This is a genomic window from Bradyrhizobium ferriligni (assembly GCF_056837965.1).
Window position 1 is genome coordinate 1 of record NZ_JBXEJO010000042.1, and the last position, 21,702, is coordinate 21,702.

16 protein-coding genes are annotated in these 21,702 nt (G+C 64.8%); 12 read left to right on the forward strand and 4 right to left on the reverse strand.

Translation table 11 applies throughout. The features are described from left to right. Positions 1–181: 181 nt before the first annotated feature. A complete protein-coding gene (gene ccmA / locus AC1VNY_RS24270) occupies positions 182–784 on the reverse strand; it encodes a heme ABC exporter ATP-binding protein CcmA (RefSeq protein ID WP_482407071.1) in 603 nt (200 codons plus the stop codon). Between the two features lie 240 nt (positions 785–1,024). Between ccmA and acnA the strand changes: the two genes are divergently transcribed. From acnA to AC1VNY_RS24285, 3 genes are all read left to right on the forward strand, one after another. Then, positions 1,025–3,745 (forward strand): aconitate hydratase AcnA, encoded by a 2,721-nt coding sequence (gene acnA / locus AC1VNY_RS24275; protein ID WP_482407072.1) that lies wholly within the window; start codon positions 1,025–1,027, stop codon positions 3,743–3,745. A gap of 161 nt (positions 3,746–3,906) precedes the next feature. Next, on the forward strand, positions 3,907–4,668 hold the full coding sequence (locus tag AC1VNY_RS24280; protein ID WP_461192322.1) for a DUF1223 domain-containing protein: 762 nt from the start codon (positions 3,907–3,909) through the stop codon (positions 4,666–4,668). 543 nt (positions 4,669–5,211) lie between these two features. After that, a complete protein-coding gene (locus tag AC1VNY_RS24285; protein ID WP_438076025.1) occupies positions 5,212–5,583 on the forward strand; it encodes a DUF2794 domain-containing protein in 372 nt (123 codons plus the stop codon). A 386-nt stretch (positions 5,584–5,969) separates the two neighbouring features. On the opposite strand, the gene AC1VNY_RS24290 is transcribed toward AC1VNY_RS24285, so the two are convergent. From AC1VNY_RS24290 to AC1VNY_RS24300, 3 genes are all read right to left on the reverse strand, one after another. Then, positions 5,970–6,761 carry a Bax inhibitor-1/YccA family protein gene (locus AC1VNY_RS24290; protein WP_021078796.1) on the reverse strand — a complete coding sequence of 264 codons (792 nt, stop codon included), beginning with the start codon at positions 6,759–6,761 and terminating at the stop codon, positions 5,970–5,972. Positions 6,762–6,995: 234 nt separating this feature from the next. Then, positions 6,996–9,566 (reverse strand): ABC transporter permease, encoded by a 2,571-nt coding sequence (locus AC1VNY_RS24295; RefSeq protein ID WP_482407073.1) that lies wholly within the window; start codon positions 9,564–9,566, stop codon positions 6,996–6,998. 13 nt (positions 9,567–9,579) lie between these two features. Next, positions 9,580–10,299, reverse strand: coding sequence for an ABC transporter ATP-binding protein (locus AC1VNY_RS24300; RefSeq protein WP_028336302.1), 720 nt, complete (start codon positions 10,297–10,299; stop codon positions 9,580–9,582). A 55-nt stretch (positions 10,300–10,354) separates the two neighbouring features. Here AC1VNY_RS24300 and AC1VNY_RS24305 point away from each other — a divergent pair, with 55 nt between their 5' ends. The 9 genes from AC1VNY_RS24305 to odhB all read left to right on the forward strand — a co-directional run bounded on the left by AC1VNY_RS24305 (position 10,355) and on the right by odhB (position 21,637). Next, a complete protein-coding gene (locus AC1VNY_RS24305) occupies positions 10,355–11,014 on the forward strand; it encodes an arylesterase (RefSeq protein WP_482407115.1) in 660 nt (219 codons plus the stop codon). 166 nt (positions 11,015–11,180) lie between these two features. Then, complete coding sequence (thpR, locus tag AC1VNY_RS24310) at positions 11,181–11,717, forward strand: RNA 2',3'-cyclic phosphodiesterase (RefSeq protein ID WP_411779131.1); 537 nt, start codon at positions 11,181–11,183, stop codon at positions 11,715–11,717. A gap of 151 nt (positions 11,718–11,868) precedes the next feature. Beyond that, positions 11,869–13,056, forward strand: coding sequence for a cell division protein ZapE (zapE, locus tag AC1VNY_RS24315; protein WP_482407074.1), 1,188 nt, complete (start codon positions 11,869–11,871; stop codon positions 13,054–13,056). 222 nt (positions 13,057–13,278) lie between these two features. Beyond that, positions 13,279–14,247 carry a malate dehydrogenase gene (mdh, locus tag AC1VNY_RS24320; protein WP_038384693.1) on the forward strand — a complete coding sequence of 323 codons (969 nt, stop codon included), beginning with the start codon at positions 13,279–13,281 and terminating at the stop codon, positions 14,245–14,247. A gap of 161 nt (positions 14,248–14,408) precedes the next feature. Next, a complete protein-coding gene (gene sucC / locus AC1VNY_RS24325; RefSeq protein ID WP_028340816.1) occupies positions 14,409–15,605 on the forward strand; it encodes an ADP-forming succinate--CoA ligase subunit beta in 1,197 nt (398 codons plus the stop codon). Between the two features lie 2 nt (positions 15,606–15,607). Continuing rightward, entirely contained in the window at positions 15,608–16,084 is a 477-nt protein-coding gene (locus AC1VNY_RS24330) for a DUF1579 family protein (protein WP_028340815.1), read from the forward strand. Between the two features lie 38 nt (positions 16,085–16,122). Next, the gene (sucD, locus tag AC1VNY_RS24335) at positions 16,123–17,004 is read left to right on the forward strand and encodes a succinate--CoA ligase subunit alpha (protein ID WP_028340814.1); all 882 of its coding nucleotides are present in this window, start codon (positions 16,123–16,125) and stop codon (positions 17,002–17,004) included. Positions 17,005–17,257: 253 nt separating this feature from the next. Further along, positions 17,258–20,218, forward strand: a complete 2,961-nt coding sequence (locus AC1VNY_RS24340; protein ID WP_482407075.1) for a 2-oxoglutarate dehydrogenase E1 component — start codon at positions 17,258–17,260, stop codon at positions 20,216–20,218. A 165-nt stretch (positions 20,219–20,383) separates the two neighbouring features. After that, positions 20,384–21,637, forward strand: a complete 1,254-nt coding sequence (odhB, locus tag AC1VNY_RS24345; protein WP_482407076.1) for a 2-oxoglutarate dehydrogenase complex dihydrolipoyllysine-residue succinyltransferase — start codon at positions 20,384–20,386, stop codon at positions 21,635–21,637. Positions 21,638–21,702: the final 65 nt, after the last annotated feature.

Sequence of the window (21,702 nt, forward strand, 5' to 3'; positions counted from 1 at the left end):
GGGGAGAGGGGTGGCCCCGGGCGAGATAGTTGATGGAGATGCCGCTTCTGCAATCTCGGCCGCTTGTCGTGGAGAGATAGACGGAGAGACCGCGCCGTGTGGCACCCCTCTCCCTGACCCTCCCCCGCAAGGGGGGAGGGGACGGAGAGGCTGGCGCTCAGCGTTGAGACGTGATGCGCGCTCATGCCGCGCCTCCCATCCGCAGATCGCGCGCGTCGATGCCGAGCGGAAGGTGCGTCGCCGCGATGATCAGCCCGCCGCCGGCGAGATGGTCGCGCATCAGCCCGACGAACAGCGCCTGTCCGGCCGCATCGAGCGCCGATGTCGGCTCGTCCAGCAGCCACACCGGCCGCCGCACCGAGAGCAGGCGCGCGATCGACAGGCGGCGGCGCTGGCCGGCGGAGAGGTAGGCCGCCGGCAGATGCGCGGCGTGGTCGAGCGCCACCGCGGCAAGGCACTGGCCGGCATCCTTTGTCTCGCCGCCGAGGAATTCCCGCCAGAAGGACAGATTCTCCGCAACGCTCAGGGCCGGCTTCAGGGCGTCGCGATGGCCGAGATAGTGGGCCTGCTCCGGCAGGCTGAGCTCGGCGTCGCCGCCTTCGAGCGCGACCGAGCCCTCGGCGGGAACCAATAGCCCGGCGAGGACGCGCAGCAGCGAGGTCTTGCCGGCGCCGTTGGGGCCCGTAATGGCCAGCGCCTCGCCGGCTGCGGCCGACAGGTCGAGGCCGGAAAACACCTCGCGTCCGCCGCGCACGCATTTCAGATTTCGTCCCGAGAGCCGCATGGTTCGTCTTGTCACAGCCCTCTGAAATCTTTCGCTACCGCGTGAGAATTTTTGGGTCGCGCAACGCTGTCGCACGCTTGTCGGTGTGGCGGTGCTTCTAGAAAGGTTCTATAAGCCCGGAACTTGATGCAGCACACACAATCGGCGGCCGCAACCCACCCCAGGCCATCCCTTGGCCAGTGCCGATCGCCGGTGTTTAGTTACCCTTGCCGGGTATAACTGAGAATTGGGATTCCTCGCATGACCTCGCTCGACAGCTTCAAATGCCGCAAGACCCTGAAGGTCGGCGGCAAGTCCTACGTCTATTACAGCCTGCCCCAGGCAGAGAAGAACGGACTGAAGGGAATTTCGAAGCTGCCGTATTCGATGAAGGTTCTGCTGGAGAACCTGCTGCGCAACGAGGACGGCCGCACCGTCAAGAAGGAAGACATCGTTGCGGTGTCGAAGTGGCTGAAGAAGCGCCAGCTCGAGCACGAAATCGCATTCCGCCCGGCACGCGTGCTGATGCAGGATTTCACCGGCGTCCCGGCCGTGGTCGACCTCGCCGCGATGCGCAACGCGATGCAGAACCTCGGCGGCGATGCCGAGAAGATCAACCCGCTGGTGCCGGTCGATCTCGTCATCGACCACTCGGTGATCGTCAACTTCTTCGGCGACAACAAGGCGTTCGCGAAGAACGTCACCGAGGAATACAAGCAGAACCAGGAGCGCTACGAGTTCCTGAAGTGGGGCCAGAAGGCGTTCTCGAACTTCTCGGTGGTGCCGCCCGGCACCGGCATCTGCCACCAGGTCAATCTGGAATATCTCGCCCAGACGGTGTGGACCAAGAAGGAGAAGATGACGGTCGGCCGGAAGACCGGCACCTTCGAGGTCGCCTATCCCGACTCGCTGGTCGGCACCGACTCGCACACCACGATGGTCAACGGCCTCGCCGTGCTCGGCTGGGGCGTCGGCGGCATCGAGGCGGAGGCCTGCATGCTCGGCCAGCCGCTGTCGATGCTGCTGCCTGAGGTGGTCGGCTTCAAGCTCAAGGGCCAGCTCAAGGAAGGCGTCACCGCGACCGACCTCGTGCTGACGGTCACCCAGATGCTGCGCAAGCTCGGCGTCGTCGGCAAGTTCGTCGAGTTCTTCGGCCCGGGCCTCGACTATCTCTCGGTCGCGGACAAGGCGACCATCGGCAACATGGCGCCCGAATACGGCGCGACCTGCGGCTTCTTCCCGGTCGATGCAGCGACCATCGATTACCTGAAGACCTCGGGCCGCAAGGCCGATCGCGTCAAGCTGGTGCAGGCCTATGCCAAGGCGCAGGGCCTGTTCCGCACCGCCAAGTCGGCCGATCCGGTGTTCACCACCACGCTGACGCTCGACCTCGGCGACGTCGTGCCGTCGATGGCCGGACCGAAGCGCCCCGAAGGCCGCATCGCGCTGCCGGCGGTGTCGACCGGTTTCGCGACCGCGCTGGTTGGCGAATACAAGAAGCCCGAGGGCGAGCAGAAGCGTCATGCGGTCGAGGGCCGTGACTTCGATCTCGGCCATGGCGACGTCGTGATCGCGGCGATCACCTCCTGCACCAACACCTCCAATCCGAGCGTGCTGATCGGCGCCGGCCTCTTGGCGCGCAAGGCCGCCGCCAAGGGCCTCAAGGCCAAGCCGTGGGTGAAGACCTCGCTCGCGCCGGGCAGCCAGGTGGTGGCGGAGTATCTCGCCAATTCCGGCCTGCAGGCCGATCTCGACAAGGTCGGCTTCAACCTCGTCGGCTTCGGCTGCACCACTTGCATCGGCAATTCCGGCCCGCTGCCGGAAGATATCTCGAAGTCGATCAACGACAACGGCATCGTCGCCGCCGCCGTGCTGTCGGGCAACCGCAACTTCGAAGGCCGCGTCTCGCCGGACGTGCAGGCGAACTACCTCGCCTCGCCGCCGCTCGTCGTCGCGCATGCGCTCGCCGGCACCGTGACCAAGGATCTCGCGGTCGAGCCGCTCGGTATCGGCAAGGACGGCAAGCCGGTGTTCCTCAAGGACATCTGGCCGACCGCCAAGGAGATCAATGCCTTCATGAAGAAGTACGTCACCGCGACGATCTTCAAGAAGAAGTACGCCGACGTGTTCAAGGGCGATACCAACTGGCGCAAGATCAAGACCACGGAAAGCGAGACCTATCGCTGGAACATGAGCTCGACCTATGTGCAGAACCCGCCCTATTTCGAAGGCATGAAGAAGCAGCCGGATCCGGTCACCGACGTGGTCGATGCACGGATCCTCGCGATGTTCGGCGACAAGATCACCACCGACCACATCTCGCCGGCCGGTTCGATCAAGCTGACCTCGCCCGCCGGCAAGTTCCTCAGCGAGCACCAGGTGCGCCCCGCCGACTTCAACCAATACGGCACGCGGCGCGGCAACCATGAAGTGATGATGCGTGGCACCTTCGCCAACATCCGCATCAAGAACTTCATGCTGAAGGGCGCCGACGGCAATATTCCGGAAGGCGGTTTGACCAAGCACTGGCCCGACGGCGAGCAGATGTCGATCTACGACGCCGCGATGAAGTACCAGGCGGAAGGCGTGCCGCTGGTGGTGTTCGCCGGCGCCGAATACGGCAACGGCTCGTCGCGCGACTGGGCCGCGAAGGGCACCCGTCTGCTCGGCGTGCGCGCGGTGATCTGCCAGAGCTTCGAGCGCATCCATCGCTCCAACCTGGTCGGCATGGGTGTGCTTCCGCTCACCTTCCAGGACGGCACGTCGTGGTCCTCGCTCGGCCTCAAGGGCGACGAAAAGGTCACGATCCGCGGGTTGCAGGGCGATTTGAAGCCCCGCCAGACGCTGACGGCCGAAATCGTCTCCGCCGACGGCGGCAAGAAGGATGTGCCACTGCTCTGCCGCATCGATACGCTGGACGAGCTCGACTACTATCGCAACGGCGGCATCCTGCATTATGTGCTGCGCAAACTCGCGGCCTAACGCGGATTTGTGATCGGTGCCTCACCGCTTAGTGAGTAGCGACTAAAAAGAAGGCGGCCTATGAAAAGGCCGCTTTCTCGCGTTTTGGGGCACGCAAGTTCAGGGACAGACTTCATGCTCCGTACAATTACGGATGGAAATCATCACGACTGGTTCGCAGTATGACAGCGATGATGGCCTATAATTCTATCTCGCGATGGTCGAGCGCCCTTGGTATCTGCGCAATCGTCGCGATCATCCGCCCCGCCCACGCCGATCCGCGTGCCGTCGTCGAACTCTTCACCTCGCAGGGATGCTCGTCCTGTCCGCCCGCGGACAAGATCATCGGTGACCTCGCGAAGGACCCCAACGTCATCGCGCTGAGCATGCCGATCGACTATTGGGACTATCTCGGCTGGAAGGACACGCTGGCCGACTCCCGTTTCAGCGCGCGCCAGAAGGCCTATTCGCATGTGCGCGGCGATCGCGACGTCTACACGCCGCAGGCCGTGATCAACGGCTCCGCGCATGTGATCGGCAGCGACCGCGCCAGTATCGAGGACGCCATCAAGAGCACCGAAAGGAGCGGCAGCGTGATGTCGGTGCCGGTGACGATGACGCTGACCGGCAAGCAGATCAACGTGTCGGTGGCCGCGTCGAAGTCACCCGCAGTGTCGCGCGGCGAGGTCTGGATCTGCTCGATCTCGAAGTCGGTGCCGATCTCGATCGCGCGCGGCGAGAACCGCGGCCGCGAGATCACCTACCACAACGTGGTGCGCAATCTCCTCAAGGTCGGTGACTGGAACGGTTCGTCAGGGAGCTGGACCGTGCCGCTGGAGAACATCACGCGTGACGGTGTCGATGCTGCGGCGGTGTACGTCCAGGACGGCAACCGCGACAAGCCGGGCCCGATGCTCGGCGCTGCCTTCACCTCGCTTCACTAGAGCCTTGCTGCGGTACGGCGCGATGCGCCGGCTTCCGCCCGTGGCGCGCCGTTGGACCGCACGCATGTTGTGGTGCAGCCGCGCATGGCGACGAACCTGCATTCAGTGATTTGCCGAAAGGAAAGCGCCGGGGTTTTGCGCGCGTCCAGCTTGCGCAAGTCCCAAAAACAAAAAGGACCAACTTTCGTTGGCCCAGTGTTGGGATTTAACTCCCCTGCGAACAGGCCCGATCCCGACGGCCCCGGGGGGCTGGGGGCTGAGGAATCCGGAACCGAAAGGACCGGGCCAACGCAGGATTTCCTTTTCGCAGGACAGCGGGGCGGGCGATGGGCGGAAGTGGGGCAGCAATATGATTCCGCTAACGTTCCCGTGACTCTGCGGTTTTCCGGACAATCCGCCGCGCGCGGCCGTGGTTAAGGGCCGGTTGCATTGCGATTGGCCCCTTGCGGGCCCGCTCGCTTAGCGCGATCATGTCACTCTCGTGACGATCCCGAAGAGGGGCCTTCGGAACCCGATCGTCGCCGAGGTGACAGGAGGCGCTCGATGAGTTTGATCTCGGAGGACACCGATCCGAGCGGGAGTCGTGCCGCGGCGCGCACCGCCGCCGCGACCCCTCAGCCCAACCGCGTGACTTTCAATCGACTTGAACTCAACCGCATTCTCAATCTCTACGGCCGCATGGTCGCCGACGGCGAGTGGCGCGACTATGCGATCGACTTCCTGAAGGACCGTGCCGTGTTCTCGGTGTTCCGGCGCGCGTCGGAAGTGCCGATCTACCGGATCGAGAAGGACCCCCGGCTTGCGCGCAAGCAGGGCATGTACAGCGTGATTTCCGCGACCGGCCTGATCCTGCGCCGCGGCCATGAACTCGAACGCGTGCTGCTTGTGATCGACCGCAAGCTGTCGCTGGTGTAGGGATTTCTCGTAGCCCGGATGAGCGAAGCGACATCCGGGAGGGTCTCACCACCCGGGTACAACTTCCCCGGATATCGCTTCGCTCATCCGGGCTACAAATCCGCTAATCCGCCGGCGCAGTTGTGCGGCCCTCGCGCGGCCTCGCCATTATTTTTGCCTCGCGCAAACGAAAAGCTTGTAGCCCGGATGGAGCCAACGGGTCGCGCGAACGCGCGCCCGATGACAGGCTTCGCGAAATCCGGGACTGCCGAAGCCATGGATGAACTTGCCCCGGATTTCGCTGCGCTTCATCCGGGCTACGCCACTACGCCACATTTGCTCCGCGCAAAAGAAAAGCCCCGGCCGGATGGCCGGGGCTTGGACTCGATCGGCTTCGCTGGAGGCGCTTAGTCGCGCTGGCCGAGCAGCTGCAGGAGCAGCGTGAACAGGTTGATGAAGTTCAGGTAGAGCGACAGCGCACCAGTGATTGCCGCACGCTCTGCCATCACGCCACCCTGCGAGGCGTAGCCGTAGATGTAGTCGTTCTTCAGCCGCTGGGTGTCCCAGGCGGTGAGGCCCGCGAACACCAGCACGCCGACCACCGAGACGATGAACTGCAACGCCGAGCTCGCCAGGAACAGGTTGACCAGGCTTGCGATGATGATGCCGATCAGACCCATGAACAGGAACGAGCCCATGCCGCTCATGTCACGCTTGGTGGTGTAGCCGTAGAGGCTCAGCGCACCGAACGTCGCCGCGGTGATGAAGAACACGCGCACGATCGAGGTGTGCGTGTACACCAGGAAGATCGACGACAGCGACAGACCCATCAGCGCCGAGAACACCCAGAACAGGAGTTGGGCGGTCGCGGGCTGCAGGCGGTTGATGCCGGCCGAGATGACGAACACCATCGCCAGAGGGGCGAGGATGAACAGCCACTTCAGCGGGCTCACGAACATCGCGTAGCCGAACTGCGTCAGATAGGCGTTGCCGAACTTGGCGACGGCGGCCGACTGGTCGGTGGTCACCGCACCCATGTAGACGCCGAGCGCGGCGAGGCCGGTGATGGCCAGGCCGATGCTCATGTAGTTGTAGATGCGCAGCATGTAGGCGCGCAGACCGGCGTCGACGGCCGCAGCGTCAATGCGCCCGGCGGCCCGGCCGAAAGGAGAAGCGTAGTTGCGGTCTAGGTCCGACATGGTCGAATTCCCGTGGTTGGTCCCGGTGGAGCGCAAGGGATTTGCGGCGCCGGTCGTAAATCTATCTCAGATGGCTCGGTTTGCGGAACATTAATTCCGTGTCATTCAAACCGACTATCCGACCCGATTGGTATGTGGGAAATTAACACATCCGACGCAAGCTTCCACGCGCGGCCGAATGTCGCTCTACCCTAGCGTTACAGGCAAAAACGGCGCTCGCGCCGCTACATTTTGTCACAAATTCCGCAACACTGAGGCCGGCTTCTGGTTTAGCGCGAGCAGCGTCCCGGCGAGCCCCAGTCCGACCGTGACGACCAGCGCGGCGACCACGACCAGCGCGGCGCTGCCGGCCTGCCAGATAAAACTCAGCGTCATCAGCCGCGTCACGATCAGCCAGGCCGCGATCGAGCCGGCGATCACCCCGAACACGGCGGTTGCAAAACCGATCATCAGATACTCCAGCGCGTAGGCGCCGAGCAATCGCACCCGCGTGGCGCCGAGCGTCTTGAGAATCACGGCGTCATAGACGCGGTGGCGGTGTCCGGCGGCGAGCGCGCCGCCGAGCACCAGGATCGCCGAGATCAGCGTCACGGCGCTGGCGCCGCGGATGGCCAGCACCAGATTGCTGACGACGCTGCCGACCGTCTCCAGCGCCTCGCGGACCCGCACGCTGGTCACCATCGGGAACGCGTCGGCGACCTGCTTGATGATGCGCGCGTCGTCGGCGGAATCGGCGTGCGGTTCCGTCAGGGTCGCGACATGGCTGTGCGGCGCACCCTTGAAGGCATTCGGCGAGAACACCAGCACGAAGTTGATGCCGAGGCCCTGCCAGTCGATGTTGCGCAGGTTGGCGATCTTCGCCGGCACGTCGCGGCCGAGCACGTTGACGACGATCTCGTCGCCGATCTTCAGGGACAGGCCGTCGGCGATCTTCTTCTCCATCGAGACCAGCGGAGGCCCGCTGTAGTCCGGCCCCCACCATTCGCCCTCGACGATCTTCGAGCCCTTGGGAATTTCGCCGGTATAGGTCAGGCCGCGGTCGCTCTGCAGCACCCATTCCGAATCGACTGACGGCTTGAGCTGGTCGGCCTTGACGCCGCGCGCGGCCACGATGCGCCCGCGCAGCATCGGCACGTCCTCGACGGTCGAGCCGGCGGCAATCTTGGCCAGGAAGGCATTGAAGCGGTCGGCTTCGGTGGAGGGGATGTCGATGAAGAAGAACGACGGCGCCCGCTCCGGCAGGGCGGCCAGGAATTGCCGGCGCAGATTGCCGTCGATCTGGGTGATGGTGACGAGCACCGCGAGCCCGAGCCCCAGCGACAGCACCACCGACGGCGTCAGCGCGCCCGGCCGGTGGATGTTGGCGATCGCGAGCCGCAGCATGGTCATGCGGCTGCGCGGCAGCCGCCGCGCCACCGTCATCAGGAGCTCGGCGATTCCGCGCAGCAGCAGGAACACCGCGATCGACGAGGCGACGAACACGGCGGCGACCCGCTTGTCATAGGCAAGCCCGATCGCGACTCCGATCAGGAGCGCGATCACCACGGCCATCAGCGCCAGATAGCTCCAGCGCGGGCGATGCCACTCGCTCGTGACGGTCTCGCGGAACAGCGCGGCGACCGGCACGTCATGCACCCGGCCGAGCGGCCACAGCCCGAACGCCAGCGCGGTGAGCTGGCCGTAGATGAAGGACAGCGCCAGCTCGTCGGGATGCAGCGCGGGCATCACCGGCAGCGGCAGCAGCTTGCCGAACAGGCCGACGATGACGAAGGGCAGCGCGGCGCCGAGCACGAGCCCGATCACCGAGCCGATCCCGGCCAGCACCACCACCTGCGTGCAGTAGATCGTGAAGACGTCGCGGCCGGTGGCGCCGAGCGCCTTGAACGAAGCGATGACGTCGCGGCGCCGGTCGATATGGCTCTTCACCGCGTTGGCGACGCCGACACCGCCGACCAGCAGCGCCGCGAGGCCGACCAGGGTCAGGAACTGGGTGAAGCGGCTGATGGTGCGCTCGAGCTGCGGTGACGCATTGCTGCGGCTGCGGACCTCCCAGCCGGCCTCCGGCGCGGCGCTGCGTGCGCCGTCGATCAGCCCGGTGGTGGCGCGATCGTCGTTGGCGCCGTCAGGCAGTTTCACCCGGTAGATCCAGCGCACCAGGCTGCCCGGTTGTAGCAGGTCGGTGGCGTGCAGGCTGGCTTCGCTGATCAGGAAGCGCGGCCCGAGGCCGACGCCGCCGGCGAGCTTGTCGGGCTCGGCCACCACCGCGCTGCGGATCTGGTAGGTCGCACTGCCGATGGTGACGCGGTCGCCGAGCTTCAGGTCGAGCCGCGCCAGCAACGTCGAATCGGCGGCCGCGCCATAGGCGCCGTCGCGTTCGGCGAGCAGATCGGCGACCGGCATGTTCGGCTCGAGCGTCAGCTCGCCGAGCATCGGATATTTGTCGTCGACCGCCTTGAGCTCGACCAGGGCCAGCTTGCCGTCATTGCTGCGCGCCATCGCGCGGAGCGTGGCCGCGATCGAAACTTCGCCCCGCGTGCGCAGATAGGCGACCTCGTTGGGCTTGGCCTCGCGCGAGATCAGCGAGAACGCGGCGTCGCCGCCGAGCAGCGTGCGTCCTTCGCGCGAGAGGCCGTCGCCGAGGCTCGCGGCGACCGAGCCGACGCCGGCGATCGCCATCACGCCGAGCGCGATGCAGGCGATGAACACGTAGAAGCCGCGCAGGCCGCCGCGCAGTTCGCGCAGCGCATAACGGAAGGCAAGCGACGACGCGCGGCCCTGCAGCGCGACTTCGGACGCGATGCTCATGTGGTGGCAAAGCTCATGTAGTTGATTGTCCGTCGATGCGGCCGGAGCGCAGCCGCACGACGCGGTCGCAGCGCTGCGCGAGCGCGAGATCGTGCGTCACCAGCACCAGCGTCATGCCGCGCTCGGCGTGCTTGGTGAACAGCAGGTCGACGATCTGCTTGCCCGTCGTCTCGTCGAGATTCCCGGTCGGCTCGTCGGCAACGAGGATCGCGGGATCGGGCGCGAGCGCGCGCGCGATCGCGACGCGCTGCTGCTCGCCGCCGGAGAGTTGCGTCGGATAGTGATGCAGGCGCTCGCCGAGCCCGACCGATTGCAGCTCCTGCGCGGCGCGCGCGGCCGCATCGGGATTGCCGGCGAGTTCGAGCGGCACCGCGACATTCTCCAGCGCCGTCATGGTCGGGATCAGGTGGAACGACTGGAAGACGATGCCGACCTGGCGGCCGCGGAAGCGCGCCAGCGCATCTTCGTCGAGGGCATTGAACGAGGTGCCGTTGACGACCACTTCTCCACTGTCAGGACGTTCGAGCCCCGCCATTACCATCAGCAAGGTCGACTTGCCCGAGCCCGACGGGCCGATCAGGCCGATGGCCTCACCCGCCGCCACACGAAGGCTGATATCTTTGAGGATATGGACCCGTGCCGCGCCGGTGCCGAGCGAGAGATTGACGTTCCTGACGGCAATGGTGTCCGGCTCGACGTCGGTCAGTGAAGAGGATTCGATGAGACTGTCCATGGTTCGGTCATATGGCACTTCCGCGGCTGCGGTCGAGGGCCGGTTGAGAATCTTCGTGCACATACTCGTGTTGCTTATGGGCTTGATGACGGCGGCCAGCGCGCAGACGCCAGGACTGGAGAATGGCCCGGAGAAAGGCCTGGCGAAGCCGATCAAGATGGTGGTTCTGGGCGATTCCCTGAGCGCCGGGTACGGCCTCCCGGGTCCGGCGGCGTTCCCGATCCGGCTGCAAAAGGCGTTGGAAGCCAAGGGGATAAAGGTCGAGATGAGCAATGCCGGGGTGTCCGGCGACACCGCCTCAGGCGGCCGCGAGCGGCTCGACTGGTCGGTGCCTGATGGAACCGATGCCGTGATCGTCGAGCTCGGCGCCAACGATGCCTTGCGCGGCATCGATCCCGCCGTCACGCGTGCCGCGCTCTCCGACATCATCACAAAGTTGCAGGCGCGCAAGATCGCCGTGCTCTTGTGCGGCATGCTCGCGCCACCGAACTATGGCAGTGAGTATGCAGCGAAGTTCAACGCAATCTATCCGGATCTCTCGAAGTCCCTTGGCGTGCGGCTCTATCCGTTCTTCCTCGATGGCGTTGCTGCCGATGCCAAGCTCAACCAGGCTGACGGCATGCATCCGAAGGCGGAAGGTGTGGACATCATCGTGAAGAATATCCTGCCCACGGTGGAGGCATTTCTCGGCGCAATATCAGGGCAACGCAGCTGAAACGCAGGCAGCGAGCCGGGTTGTGTCCGTAGGTTTACGAGCTGTTAACGGGTCATGCTTCGCAGAGTCACATATCTCGGGTACAAATAGGCATCGGTGATTCGTCACCGGGCTGTTACAGGGTGCGGGCTCCCAAAACCCGCGCCAAGCATCGAGGATTAATGCGATGCCGCGTCTGTTCACTGGACTGGAAATTCCGGCCGAGATCGGCCAGACACTTTCCAATTTGCGTGGCGGCCTTCCCGGCGCACGCTGGATCGATCCCGAAAATTATCACGTCACTCTGCGCTTCATCGGCGACATCGATGGCCTCTGGGCCAACGAGATCGCGACGATGCTGTTTCGGGTGAACCGAAAACCGTTCGAGGTCAAATTGCAGGGCCTGTCGAGCTTCGGTGGACGCAAGCCGCGCGCGGTGGTTGCCGCCGTCGAGCCCAGCCGGCCGTTGATCGAACTGCAGGCCGAGCTCGAACGGATGATGCAGCGGATGGGGCTCGATCCCGAGGGCAGAAAATTCACGCCACATATCACGCTCGCGCGTTTGCATGACGCTTCGAGCCAGGACGTCGCGGATTATCTGTCCGTGCGCGGCTACTTCCCGAGCCGGAGCTTCATGGCGGACCGCTTCGTGCTGTTCTCGTCGCGCGCGTCGACGGGCGGCGGCCCCTATGTGGTCGAGGATTCCTACGCGCTCTGCGCGTGAGGTGCCCTGAGATCGCGGCTTGAGGCACCCGACGCGGCTCATGCGGCCGGCCGTGGTATGCAAGGCCTCGCGCTTGCATACCTGCCTGCATAGCCACTGGCACAATTCACGGCTTGCAATTTGCCGCGCACTCGGGCCGTAAGGTGGGCTCATGCTGTCCGCCTCGCCCAGTTCCTTTCTCGAGCTCTACAAATCCCTGGTCGCCTCCGGCGCGATCGAGGCCGATCCCGCGCAGGCCCGCGCCGCCGAGGCGTTCGGCGCGCTGGATGAGCGGCTCGCGAGCTACAAGCCGCAGCGCAAGCAAGGCCTGTTCGGGCGGCTGTTCGGCGGCGACAAGGACGACAAACCGCCGCGCGGGCTCTACGTCCACGGCGAGGTCGGTCGCGGCAAGACCATGCTGATGGATCTGTTCTTCCAGCAGAGCCCGGTCGAGCACAAGCGCCGCGCGCACTTCCACGAATTCATGGCCGAGGCGCATGAGCGCATCTACGGCTATCGCCAGCAGATCGCGCGCGGCGAGATCGCGGACGGCGACGTGATCGCGCTCACCGCACAGGCGATCTTCGACGAAGCCTGGCTGCTCTGCTTCGACGAATTTCACGTCACCGACATTGCCGATGCGATGATCCTCGGCCGGCTGTTCGCAAAGCTGTTCGATCTCGGCACCGTGGTGGTCGCGACCTCGAACGTTGCGCCTGACGATCTCTACAAGGGCGGTCTCAATCGCGCGCTGTTCCTGCCGTTCATCGCGCAGATCTCCGACCACATGGACGTGCTGCGGCTCGATGCGCGCACCGACTTCCGGCTGGAGAAACTCGTCGGCGTCAAGATGTGGCTGGTGCCCGCGGATGACGCGGCCGATGCCGCGCTCAACGCGGCCTGGCGCAAGATGACCGGCAATGCGCCGTGCAAGGCGCGCCTCATTCCGATCAAGGGACGCATCCTGAACGTGCCCTGCTCGGCGCACGGCGTCGCGCGCTTCAGCTTCATGGACATCTGCGAGAAGCCGCTGGCCGCGTCCGACTATCTCAGGCTCGCGCACGACTACCATACGATCCTGATCGACCACATTCCGGTGATGGACTACGCCGAGCGCAATGCCGCCAAGCGCTTCATCTCGCTGATCGACACGCTCTATGACAATGCCGTGAAGCTGATGGCCTCGGCCGAGGCCGATCCGGTGTCGCTGTACCTTGCGACCGACGGCGTCGAGGCGATGGAGTTCAAACGCACGTCCTCGCGCCTGATCGAGATGAGCTCGGAATCCTACCTGGCGCTGCCGCACGGGCGGAAGGACTCCTCGGCGAGCGGCGCGTCGACCGGCCTGGTCGAGACCTGAAATTCTGCCTCGAAATTTCGTCTTGAAATTTCGTCTTGCGCGCGGTCCGGTTCGGAGCAACTTTTCGTGTCTCCGGGGCGGACGTGCTGGCATGCCTGATCGAATTCCAGGCAGGGCCGGCAATCGGGCAGGCCGCGACTTGAATGGATCATTCGAAAGGGATAACCACCCTTGCAACCGACTTCCCTCCCTCCCGTACACAGTTCAAAGGACTGATTTCCCATGGCACGCGACAAGATTGCTCTGATTGGCTCCGGACAGATCGGCGGAACGCTGGCGCACCTCGTCGGCCTCAAGGAACTCGGAGACGTCGTGCTGTTCGATATTGCCGAGGGCGTGCCGCAGGGCAAAGCGCTCGACATCGCGCAGTCGTCGCCGGTCGACGGTTTCGATTCCAATCTGGTCGGCGCCAATTCCTATGAAGCGCTCGACGGCGCCAAGGTCTGCATCGTCACCGCCGGAGTGCCGCGCAAGCCCGGCATGAGCCGCGACGATCTCCTCTCCATCAACCTCAAGGTCATGGAGCAGGTCGGCGCCGGCATCAAGAAGTACGCGCCCGACGCTTTCGTCATCTGCATCACCAACCCGCTCGACGCCATGGTGTGGGCGCTGCAGAAGGCCTCGGGCCTGCCGCACAAGAAGGTGGTCGGCATGGCCGGCGTGCTCGACTCCGCGCGTTTCCGCTATTTCCTGGCCGACGAATTCAACGTCTCGGTCGAGGACGTCACCGCTTTCGTGCTCGGCGGCCATGGCGACACCATGGTGCCGCTGACCCGCTACTCGACTGTCGCCGGCATCCCGCTGCCCGACCTCGTCAAGATGGGCTGGACCTCGCAGACGCGCATCGATGAGATCGTCGATCGCACCCGCAACGGCGGCGCCGAGATCGTCAACCTGCTCAAGACCGGCTCCGCGTTCTACGCGCCGGCCGCGTCCGCGATCGCGATGGCCGAGAGCTATTTGAAGGACAAGAAGCGCGTGCTGCCCTGCGCCGCCTATCTCAACGGCGAGTACGGCGTGAAGGACATGTATGTCGGCGTGCCGGTCGTGGTCGGCGCCAAGGGTGTCGAGCGCATCGTCGAGATCGAACTGGCGGGCAAGGACCGCGAGGCTTTCGACAAGTCGGTCGGTGCCGTGCAGGGCCTGGTCGACGCCTGCAAGAAGATCGCGCCCGATCTGCTCGGCAAGTAATCTCGAATGGCAATGACCCGATAGGCGGTTTCAATCGTCTATCGGGTGCAAGGCGATGAAATTCCGGCGGATTTTTTAGTTGCGCGAGCTTTGGTATATGGTATGCCAGTCGCAAGGCTGACGTAAAAGGTCGCCGCACGAGGGTTTGGGAGCGTCTTTCCATGAATATCCACGAATACCAGGCCAAGGCTTTGCTGCACGAATTCGGCGTGCCGATCTCGCGCGGCGTGCCCGTGCTGAAGCCGGAAGAGGCCGACGCGGCGGCCAAGCAGCTGCCCGGCCCGATCTGGGTGGTGAAGAGCCAGATCCATGCCGGCGGCCGCGGCAAGGGCAAGTTCAAGGAAGCATCGGCCGGCGACAAGGGCGGCGTCCGCATCGCCAAGTCGGCCGCCGAGGTCGGCGAATTCGCCAAGCAGATGCTCGGCGCGACGCTGGTCACGGTGCAGACCGGTCCGCACGGCAAGCAGGTCAATCGCCTCTACATCGAGGAAGGCTCCGACATCGACAAGGAGTTCTACCTCTCGATCCTGGTCAATCGCGAGACCTCCGAAATCTCCTTCGTGGTGTCGACCGAAGGCGGCGTGAATATCGAAGAGGTCGCGCATTCGACCCCGGAAAAGATCGTCTCGTTCTCGGTCGATCCCGCGACCGGCATCATGCCGCATCACGGCCGCACGGTTGCCAAGGCGCTGAAGCTGACCGGCGATCTCGCCAAGCAGGCCGAGAAGCTGACCGGCCAGCTCTATGCCGCCTTCGCCGCCAAGGACATGGCGATGCTCGAGATCAATCCGCTCGTCGTCACCAAGCAGGGCCAGCTGCGCGTGCTCGACGCCAAGGTGTCGTTCGACAGCAACGCGCTCTATCGTCATCCGGACGTGGTCGCGCTGCGCGACGAGACCGAGGAAGACGCCAAGGAGATCGAGGCGTCGAAATACGACCTCAACTACGTCGCGCTCGACGGCACGATCGGCTGCATGGTCAACGGCGCCGGCCTCGCCATGGCGACCATGGACATCATCAAGCTGTACGGCATGGAGCCGGCGAACTTCCTCGACGTCGGCGGCGGCGCCAGCGTGGAGAAGGTCGCGGCCGCGTTCAAGATCATCACCGCCGATCCGAACGTGAAGGGCATTCTGGTCAACATCTTCGGCGGCATCATGAAGTGCGACGTGATCGCCGAGGGCGTGGTCGCCGCGGTGAAGCAGGTCGGCCTCAAGGTGCCGCTGGTGGTGCGCCTCGAAGGCACCAATGTCGAGCAGGGCAAGAAGATCATCCGCGAGAGCGGCCTCAACGTCCTGCCCGCCGACAACCTCGATGACGCTGCACAGAAGATCGTGAAAGCCGTCAAGGGAGGCTAACGATGGCCGATCATCTCGACGCTCCGACACCGCTGGACGAACACCGCAAGCTCGCGGCGTTTGCGGGCGAGTGGAGCGGCGAAGAGATGGTCTATCCATCGCGCTGGACCGCGGGCGGTCCGGCCACCTCGCACGTCGTTGCGCGCATCGCGCTCAACGGCTTCTACCTGATCCAGGACAGCGTGCAGACTCGCGACGGCAAGGAGAGCTTCGCCACCCACGGCGTGTTCACCTACGACCGCGACGATCGGGCCTACAAATTGTTCTGGCACGACTCGCTCGGCTACTACCCGCCGTCACCGGCGTCCGGTGGCTGGGCGGGCAAGTCGCTGATTCTGGTGCGCGGCTCGCTGCGCGGCAATGCCCGTCACGTCTACGAGGTCGTCGACGACGACACCTACAACATGAAAATCCAGTTCTCGCCTGACGCGGAAGGGTGGGCCGACGTGCTCACCGGCGTGTACCGGCGTGTTCACTGAAACCCTTCACTGATCGTCTCGCGAAAGCATCTCGAACCATGTCCATTCTGATCGACAAGAACACCAAGGTCATCTGCCAGGGCTTCACCGGCAAGAACGGCACGTTCCATTCGGAAGCGGCGATCGCTTACGGCACCAAGATGGTCGGCGGCGTGGCGCCCGGCAAAGGCGGCTCGACCCATCTCAACCTGCCGGTATTCGACACCGTCGCCGAAGCGCGCGAGAAGACCGGCGCCGACGCCAGCGTGGTCTATGTTCCGCCGCCGGGTGCGGCGGACGCGATCTGCGAGGCGATCGACGCGGAGATCCCGCTGATCGTCTGCATCACCGAGGGCATCCCGGTGCTCGACATGGTGCGCGTGAAGCGCTCGCTGTCGGGTTCGAAGTCGCGGCTGATCGGGCCGAACTGCCCCGGCGTGATGACCGCCGGCGAATGCAAGATCGGCATCATGCCGGCCAACATCTTCAAGCCCGGCTCGGTCGGCATCGTCTCCCGCTCCGGCACCCTGACCTATGAGGCGGTGTTCCAGACCACCCAGGAGGGCCTCGGCCAGACCACCGCGGTCGGCATCGGCGGCGACCCGGTCAAGGGCACCGAGTTCATCGACATGCTGGAGATGTTCCTGGCCGACGAGAAGACCAAGTCGATCGTGATGATCGGCGAAATCGGCGGCTCCGCCGAGGAAGACGCCGCCCAGTTCCTCAAGGACGAGGCCAAGCGCGGCCGCAAGAAACCGATGGTCGGCTTCATTGCCGGTGTCACCGCACCTCCCGGCCGCCGCATGGGCCATGCCGGCGCGATCATCTCGGGCGGCAAGGGCGACGCCGGTTCCAAGACCGCGGCGATGGAAGCCGCCGGCATCAGGGTGTCGCCGTCGCCGGCGCGCCTCGGGCACACGCTCGCGGAGATGCTGAAGTAACCGCCGTCCGGCGAAGTTCCCTTCCAGATTTGGCGTGTTTCGGGCGGGTTCCCTTGGGGAACCCGCTTTTTTATTGCGTTTTGTCGCCAAAATGCCGATCAATAAAAAATGAAAATAAATTCATTTATTAGTTCTTTTAGGCAGGAATATCTGTCCTAGATGGGGTAAAGGGTATCAATCCAGCCGGCGCACTTCCAGACCGGCATCAGCGCCGTCTCCTACGCGCGAACCGAAAAAATCACCAGGACTGCCCATGTCTCGCCAAGACGCGAACGCCGCTTTTGCACTCTCATCATTCCTGCAGGGCACCAACGCCGCCTACATCGACGACCTCTACGCCCGCTACGAGCAGGACCCGTCGTCGGTCGACGCCGAATGGCAGGATTTCTTCAAAAGCCTGAAGGACGCCCCGACCGACGTCCAGAAGAACGCCGAGGGCGCCTCGTGGGGCCGCGACAACTGGCCGGTGACGCCGCGCGATGAGCTGACCTCCGCGCTCGACGGCAACTGGGCCCAGGTCGAGAAGGCGGTCGGCACCAAGCTTGCGGCCAGGGCGCAGGCCAAGGGCGCCGAGCTGTCCGATGCCGACGTCCATCAGGCCACCCGCGATTCGGTTCGCGCGCTGATGCTGATCCGCGCCTACCGCATGCGCGGCCATTTCCACGCCAAGCTCGATCCGCTCGGCATCGAGGCGCCGCGCGACCGCGAGGAGCTCGATCCGCGCTCCTACGGCTTCACCGAGGCGGACTTCGATCGCAAGATCTTCCTCGACCACGTGCTCGGCCTCGAATACGGCACGCTGCGCGAGATCGTGCAGATCTGCGAACGCACCTACTGCCAGACGCTCGGCGTCGAGTTCATGCATATCTCCAACGCCGCGCAGAAGGCGTGGATCCAGGAGCGCATCGAGGGGCCGGACAAGGAGATCTCGTTCACGCCCGAGGGACGCCGCGCGATCCTCAACAAGCTGATCGAGGCGGACGGCTTCGAGAAGTTCTGCGACACCAAGTTCACCGGCACCAAACGGTTCGGCCTCGACGGCGGTGAATCGCTGATCCCGGCGCTCGAGCAGATCATCAAGCGCGGCGGCAATCTCGGCGTGAAGGAGATCGTGGTCGGCATGCCGCATCGCGGCCGCCTCAACGTGCTGACCCAGGTGATGGGCAAGTCGCACCGCGCGCTGTTCCATGAGTTCAAGGGCGGCTCCGCCAATCCCGACGATGTCGAGGGCTCCGGCGACGTCAAGTATCACCTCGGCGCCTCCTCGGACCGCGAGTTCGACGGCAACAACATCCATCTGTCGCTGACGGCAAATCCGTCGCATCTGGAAATCGTCGATCCGGTCGTGATGGGCAAGGTGCGCGCCAAGCAGGACCAGCACGGCGATCCGCCGGATATGCGCATCTCCGTCCTGCCGCTGCTGATGCATGGCGACGCGGCGTTCGCGGGCCAGGGCGTGGTGGCGGAATGCTTCAGCCTGTCGGATCTGAAGGGCTACCGCACCGGCGGCTCGCTGCACTTCATCGTCAACAACCAGATCGGCTTCACCACCTATCCGCGCTACTCGCGCTCGTCGCCCTATCCGTCCGACGTGGCGAAGATGATCGATGCGCCGATCTTCCACGTGAATGGCGACGATCCGGAGGCCGTGGTGTTCGCGGCCAAGGTCGCGATCGAATTCCGGCAGAAATTCCACAAGCCGGTCGTCATCGACATGTTCTGCTACCGGCGCCACGGCCACAACGAGGGCGACGAGCCGGCGTTCACCCAGCCGGTGATGTACAAGAAGATCGCTTCTCACCCGTCAACGCTGGAGATCTACGCCAAGCGGCTGGTCGCTGACGGCGTGTTGACCGAGGGCGAGGTCGAGAAGGCCAAGGCCGACTGGCGCGCGCGGCTCGACGCCGAGCTCGAAGCCGGCGCCGGCTACAAGCCGAACAAGGCCGACTGGCTCGACGGCAAGTGGGCGGGCTTCAAGATCGCCGACCAGGAAGAAGACGCCCGCCGCGGCGTCACCGGCGTCGACCTTACGGTGCTCAAGGACATCGGCCGCAAGATCACCAAGGTGCCGGACGGTTTCCGCGTCCACCGCACCATCCAGCGCTTCCTCGACAATCGCGCCAAGGCGATCGACAGCGGTGTCGGGATCGACTGGGCCACCGGTGAGGCGCTGGCGTTCTGCACGCTGCTGCAGGAAGGCCATCATGTGCGCCTGTCCGGGCAGGATTCCGAGCGCGGCACCTTCTCGCAGCGCCATTCGGTGCTGATCGACCAGGAGGACGAGAGCCGCTACACGCCGTTCAACCATCTCGGCGGCGAAGACACCGGCCACTACGAGGTCATCAACTCGCTGCTATCGGAAGAGGCGGTGCTCGGCTTCGAATACGGTTACTCGCTGGCCGAGCCGAACGCGCTGGCGCTCTGGGAAGCGCAGTTCGGCGACTTCGCCAACGGCGCGCAGGTGGTGTTCGACCAGTTCATCTCGTCGGGCGAACGCAAGTGGCTGCGCATGTCGGGCCTCGTCTGCCTGCTGCCGCACGGCTACGAAGGGCAGGGACCGGAGCATTCCTCCGCGCGCCTCGAACGTTACCTGCAGATGTGCGCCGAAGACAACATGCAGGTGGTCAATCCGACCACGCCGGCGAACTACTTCCACGTGCTGCGGCGCCAGCTGCATCGCGAAATCCGCAAGCCGCTGATCCTGATGACGCCGAAGTCGCTGCTGCGCCACAAGCGCGCCGTGTCGCAGCTCGAGGAACTCGGCAAGAACGCCACGTTCCACCGCATCCTGTACGATGACGCGCAGATGTTGCCGGACGAGAAGATCAAGCTGGTGCCGGACGACAAGATCCGCCGCGTCGTGCTGTGCTCCGGCAAGGTCTACTACGATCTCTATGAGGAGCGTGAGAAGCGCGACATCGACGACATCTATCTGATGCGCGTCGAGCAGCTCTATCCGGTGCCGCTGAAGGCGCTGGTGCAGGAGCTCGGCCGCTTCAAGAACGCCGAAGTGGTCTGGTGCCAGGAGGAGCCGCGCAATATGGGCTCCTGGCACTTCATCGAGCCCTATCTGGAATGGGTGCTCAACCAGATCCACGCACCCAACAAGCGTCCGCGCTATGCCGGCCGTCCGGCATCGGCGGCAACCGCGACTGGCTTGATGTCGAAACATCTGGCGCAGCTCAAGGCGCTGCTCGACGACGCACTGAACTAACGACCTTCATTGACCATGCCCCGCGAAAGCGGGGCATCCGGTATCCCGCGTCATCCAGCAGAAGTGCTGTCGTCACGGAGTACCGGATCGCTCGCTTTGGCGGGCGGTGGTGGACAGTTTCACGACCGCAAATTTTGCGACCGCAAGGTTATCGAGGAAAAGACCATGACTGAAATTCGCGTTCCAACGCTCGGCGAATCCGTGACCGAGGCCACGATCGGCCGCTGGTTCAAGAAGGCCGGTGAAGCCGTCGCGGTGGACGAGCCGTTGGTGGAGCTGGAGACCGACAAGGTCACGATCGAGGTGCCCGCGCCGGTCGCCGGCACGCTCGGCGAGATCATCGCCAACGATGGCGAGACCGTCGCCGTCGGCGCGCTGCTTGGCCAGATCAATGACGGCGCGGCCGCGGCCAAGCCCGCTGCCGCTGCTGCTGCTGCTCCTGCTCCCGCCAAGGCCGCCGCGCCAGCGCCCGCTGCTGCGCCGGCTGCTGCCGCCGCGCCGAAGGCGCCGCCGGCGGATGCGCCGCTGGCACCCTCGGTCCGCAAGCTGTCCGCCGAAAGCGGCATCGATGCGTCCACCGTTCCCGGTTCGGGCAAGGATGGCCGCGTGACCAAGGGCGACATGCTGGCCGCGATCGAGAAGGCCGCCTCGGCGCCGACCCCGGTCAACCAGCCGGCCGCCGCCGTGCAGGTTCGTGCGCCCTCGCCGGCGGACGATGCCGCGCGCGAGGAGCGCGTGAAGATGACGCGGCTGCGCCAGACCATCGCGCGCCGCCTCAAGGACGTGCAGAACACCGCCGCGATGCTGACCACCTTCAACGAGGTCGACATGACCGAGGTGATGAAGCTGCGGGCCCTCTACAAGGACACGTTCGAGAAGAAGCACGGCTCGAAGCTCGGCTTCATGGGCTTCTTCACCAAGGCGGTCGTGCAGGGGCTGAAGGACATTCCGGCGGTCAACGCCGAAATCGACGGCTCTGATCTGATCTACAAGAACTACTATCACATCGGCGTTGCGGTCGGCACCGACCGCGGCCTCGTGGTGCCTGTGGTGCGCGACTGCGACCACAAGTCGATCGCCGAGATCGAGAAGTCGATCGCCGACTACGGCCGCCGCGCCCGCGACGGCCAGCTCAAGATCGACGAGATGCAGGGCGGCACCTTCACCATCACCAATGGCGGCATCTACGGCTCGCTGATGTCGACGCCGATCCTGAATGCGCCGCAGTCCGGCATCCTCGGCATGCACAAGATCCAGGAGCGGCCGATGGTCGTCGGCGGCAAGATCGAGGTGCGCCCGATGATGTATCTGGCGCTGTCCTACGACCATCGCGTCATCGACGGCAAGGAAGCGGTCACCTTCCTGGTGCGCGTCAAGGAGAGCCTGGAGGATCCGGCCCGCTTGGTGCTGGACCTCTAAGGTCGTATCGCGCGTGGCGTCCGATCGGCTCGGGCGCCGCGATCTGTTGGGTGCTCACATTTGGG

Excerpts from the sequence above, each read along its gene's own strand:
- ccmA (WP_482407071.1), bottom strand. The coding sequence starts at position 784 with ATGCGGCTCTCGGGACGAAATCTGAAATGCGTGCGCGGCGGACGCGAG.
- acnA (WP_482407072.1), top strand. The coding sequence starts at position 1,025 with ATGACCTCGCTCGACAGCTTCAAATGCCGCAAGACCCTGAAGGTCGGC.
- AC1VNY_RS24280 (WP_461192322.1), top strand. The coding sequence starts at position 3,907 with ATGACAGCGATGATGGCCTATAATTCTATCTCGCGATGGTCGAGCGCC.
- AC1VNY_RS24285 (WP_438076025.1), top strand. The coding sequence starts at position 5,212 with ATGAGTTTGATCTCGGAGGACACCGATCCGAGCGGGAGTCGTGCCGCG.
- AC1VNY_RS24290 (WP_021078796.1), bottom strand. The coding sequence starts at position 6,761 with ATGTCGGACCTAGACCGCAACTACGCTTCTCCTTTCGGCCGGGCCGCC.
- AC1VNY_RS24295 (WP_482407073.1), bottom strand. The coding sequence starts at position 9,566 with ATGAGCATCGCGTCCGAAGTCGCGCTGCAGGGCCGCGCGTCGTCGCTT.
- AC1VNY_RS24300 (WP_028336302.1), bottom strand. The coding sequence starts at position 10,299 with ATGGACAGTCTCATCGAATCCTCTTCACTGACCGACGTCGAGCCGGAC.
- thpR (WP_411779131.1), top strand. The coding sequence starts at position 11,181 with ATGCCGCGTCTGTTCACTGGACTGGAAATTCCGGCCGAGATCGGCCAG.
- zapE (WP_482407074.1), top strand. The coding sequence starts at position 11,869 with ATGCTGTCCGCCTCGCCCAGTTCCTTTCTCGAGCTCTACAAATCCCTG.
- mdh (WP_038384693.1), top strand. The coding sequence starts at position 13,279 with ATGGCACGCGACAAGATTGCTCTGATTGGCTCCGGACAGATCGGCGGA.
- sucC (WP_028340816.1), top strand. The coding sequence starts at position 14,409 with ATGAATATCCACGAATACCAGGCCAAGGCTTTGCTGCACGAATTCGGC.
- AC1VNY_RS24330 (WP_028340815.1), top strand. The coding sequence starts at position 15,608 with ATGGCCGATCATCTCGACGCTCCGACACCGCTGGACGAACACCGCAAG.
- sucD (WP_028340814.1), top strand. The coding sequence starts at position 16,123 with ATGTCCATTCTGATCGACAAGAACACCAAGGTCATCTGCCAGGGCTTC.
- AC1VNY_RS24340 (WP_482407075.1), top strand. The coding sequence starts at position 17,258 with ATGTCTCGCCAAGACGCGAACGCCGCTTTTGCACTCTCATCATTCCTG.
- odhB (WP_482407076.1), top strand. The coding sequence starts at position 20,384 with ATGACTGAAATTCGCGTTCCAACGCTCGGCGAATCCGTGACCGAGGCC.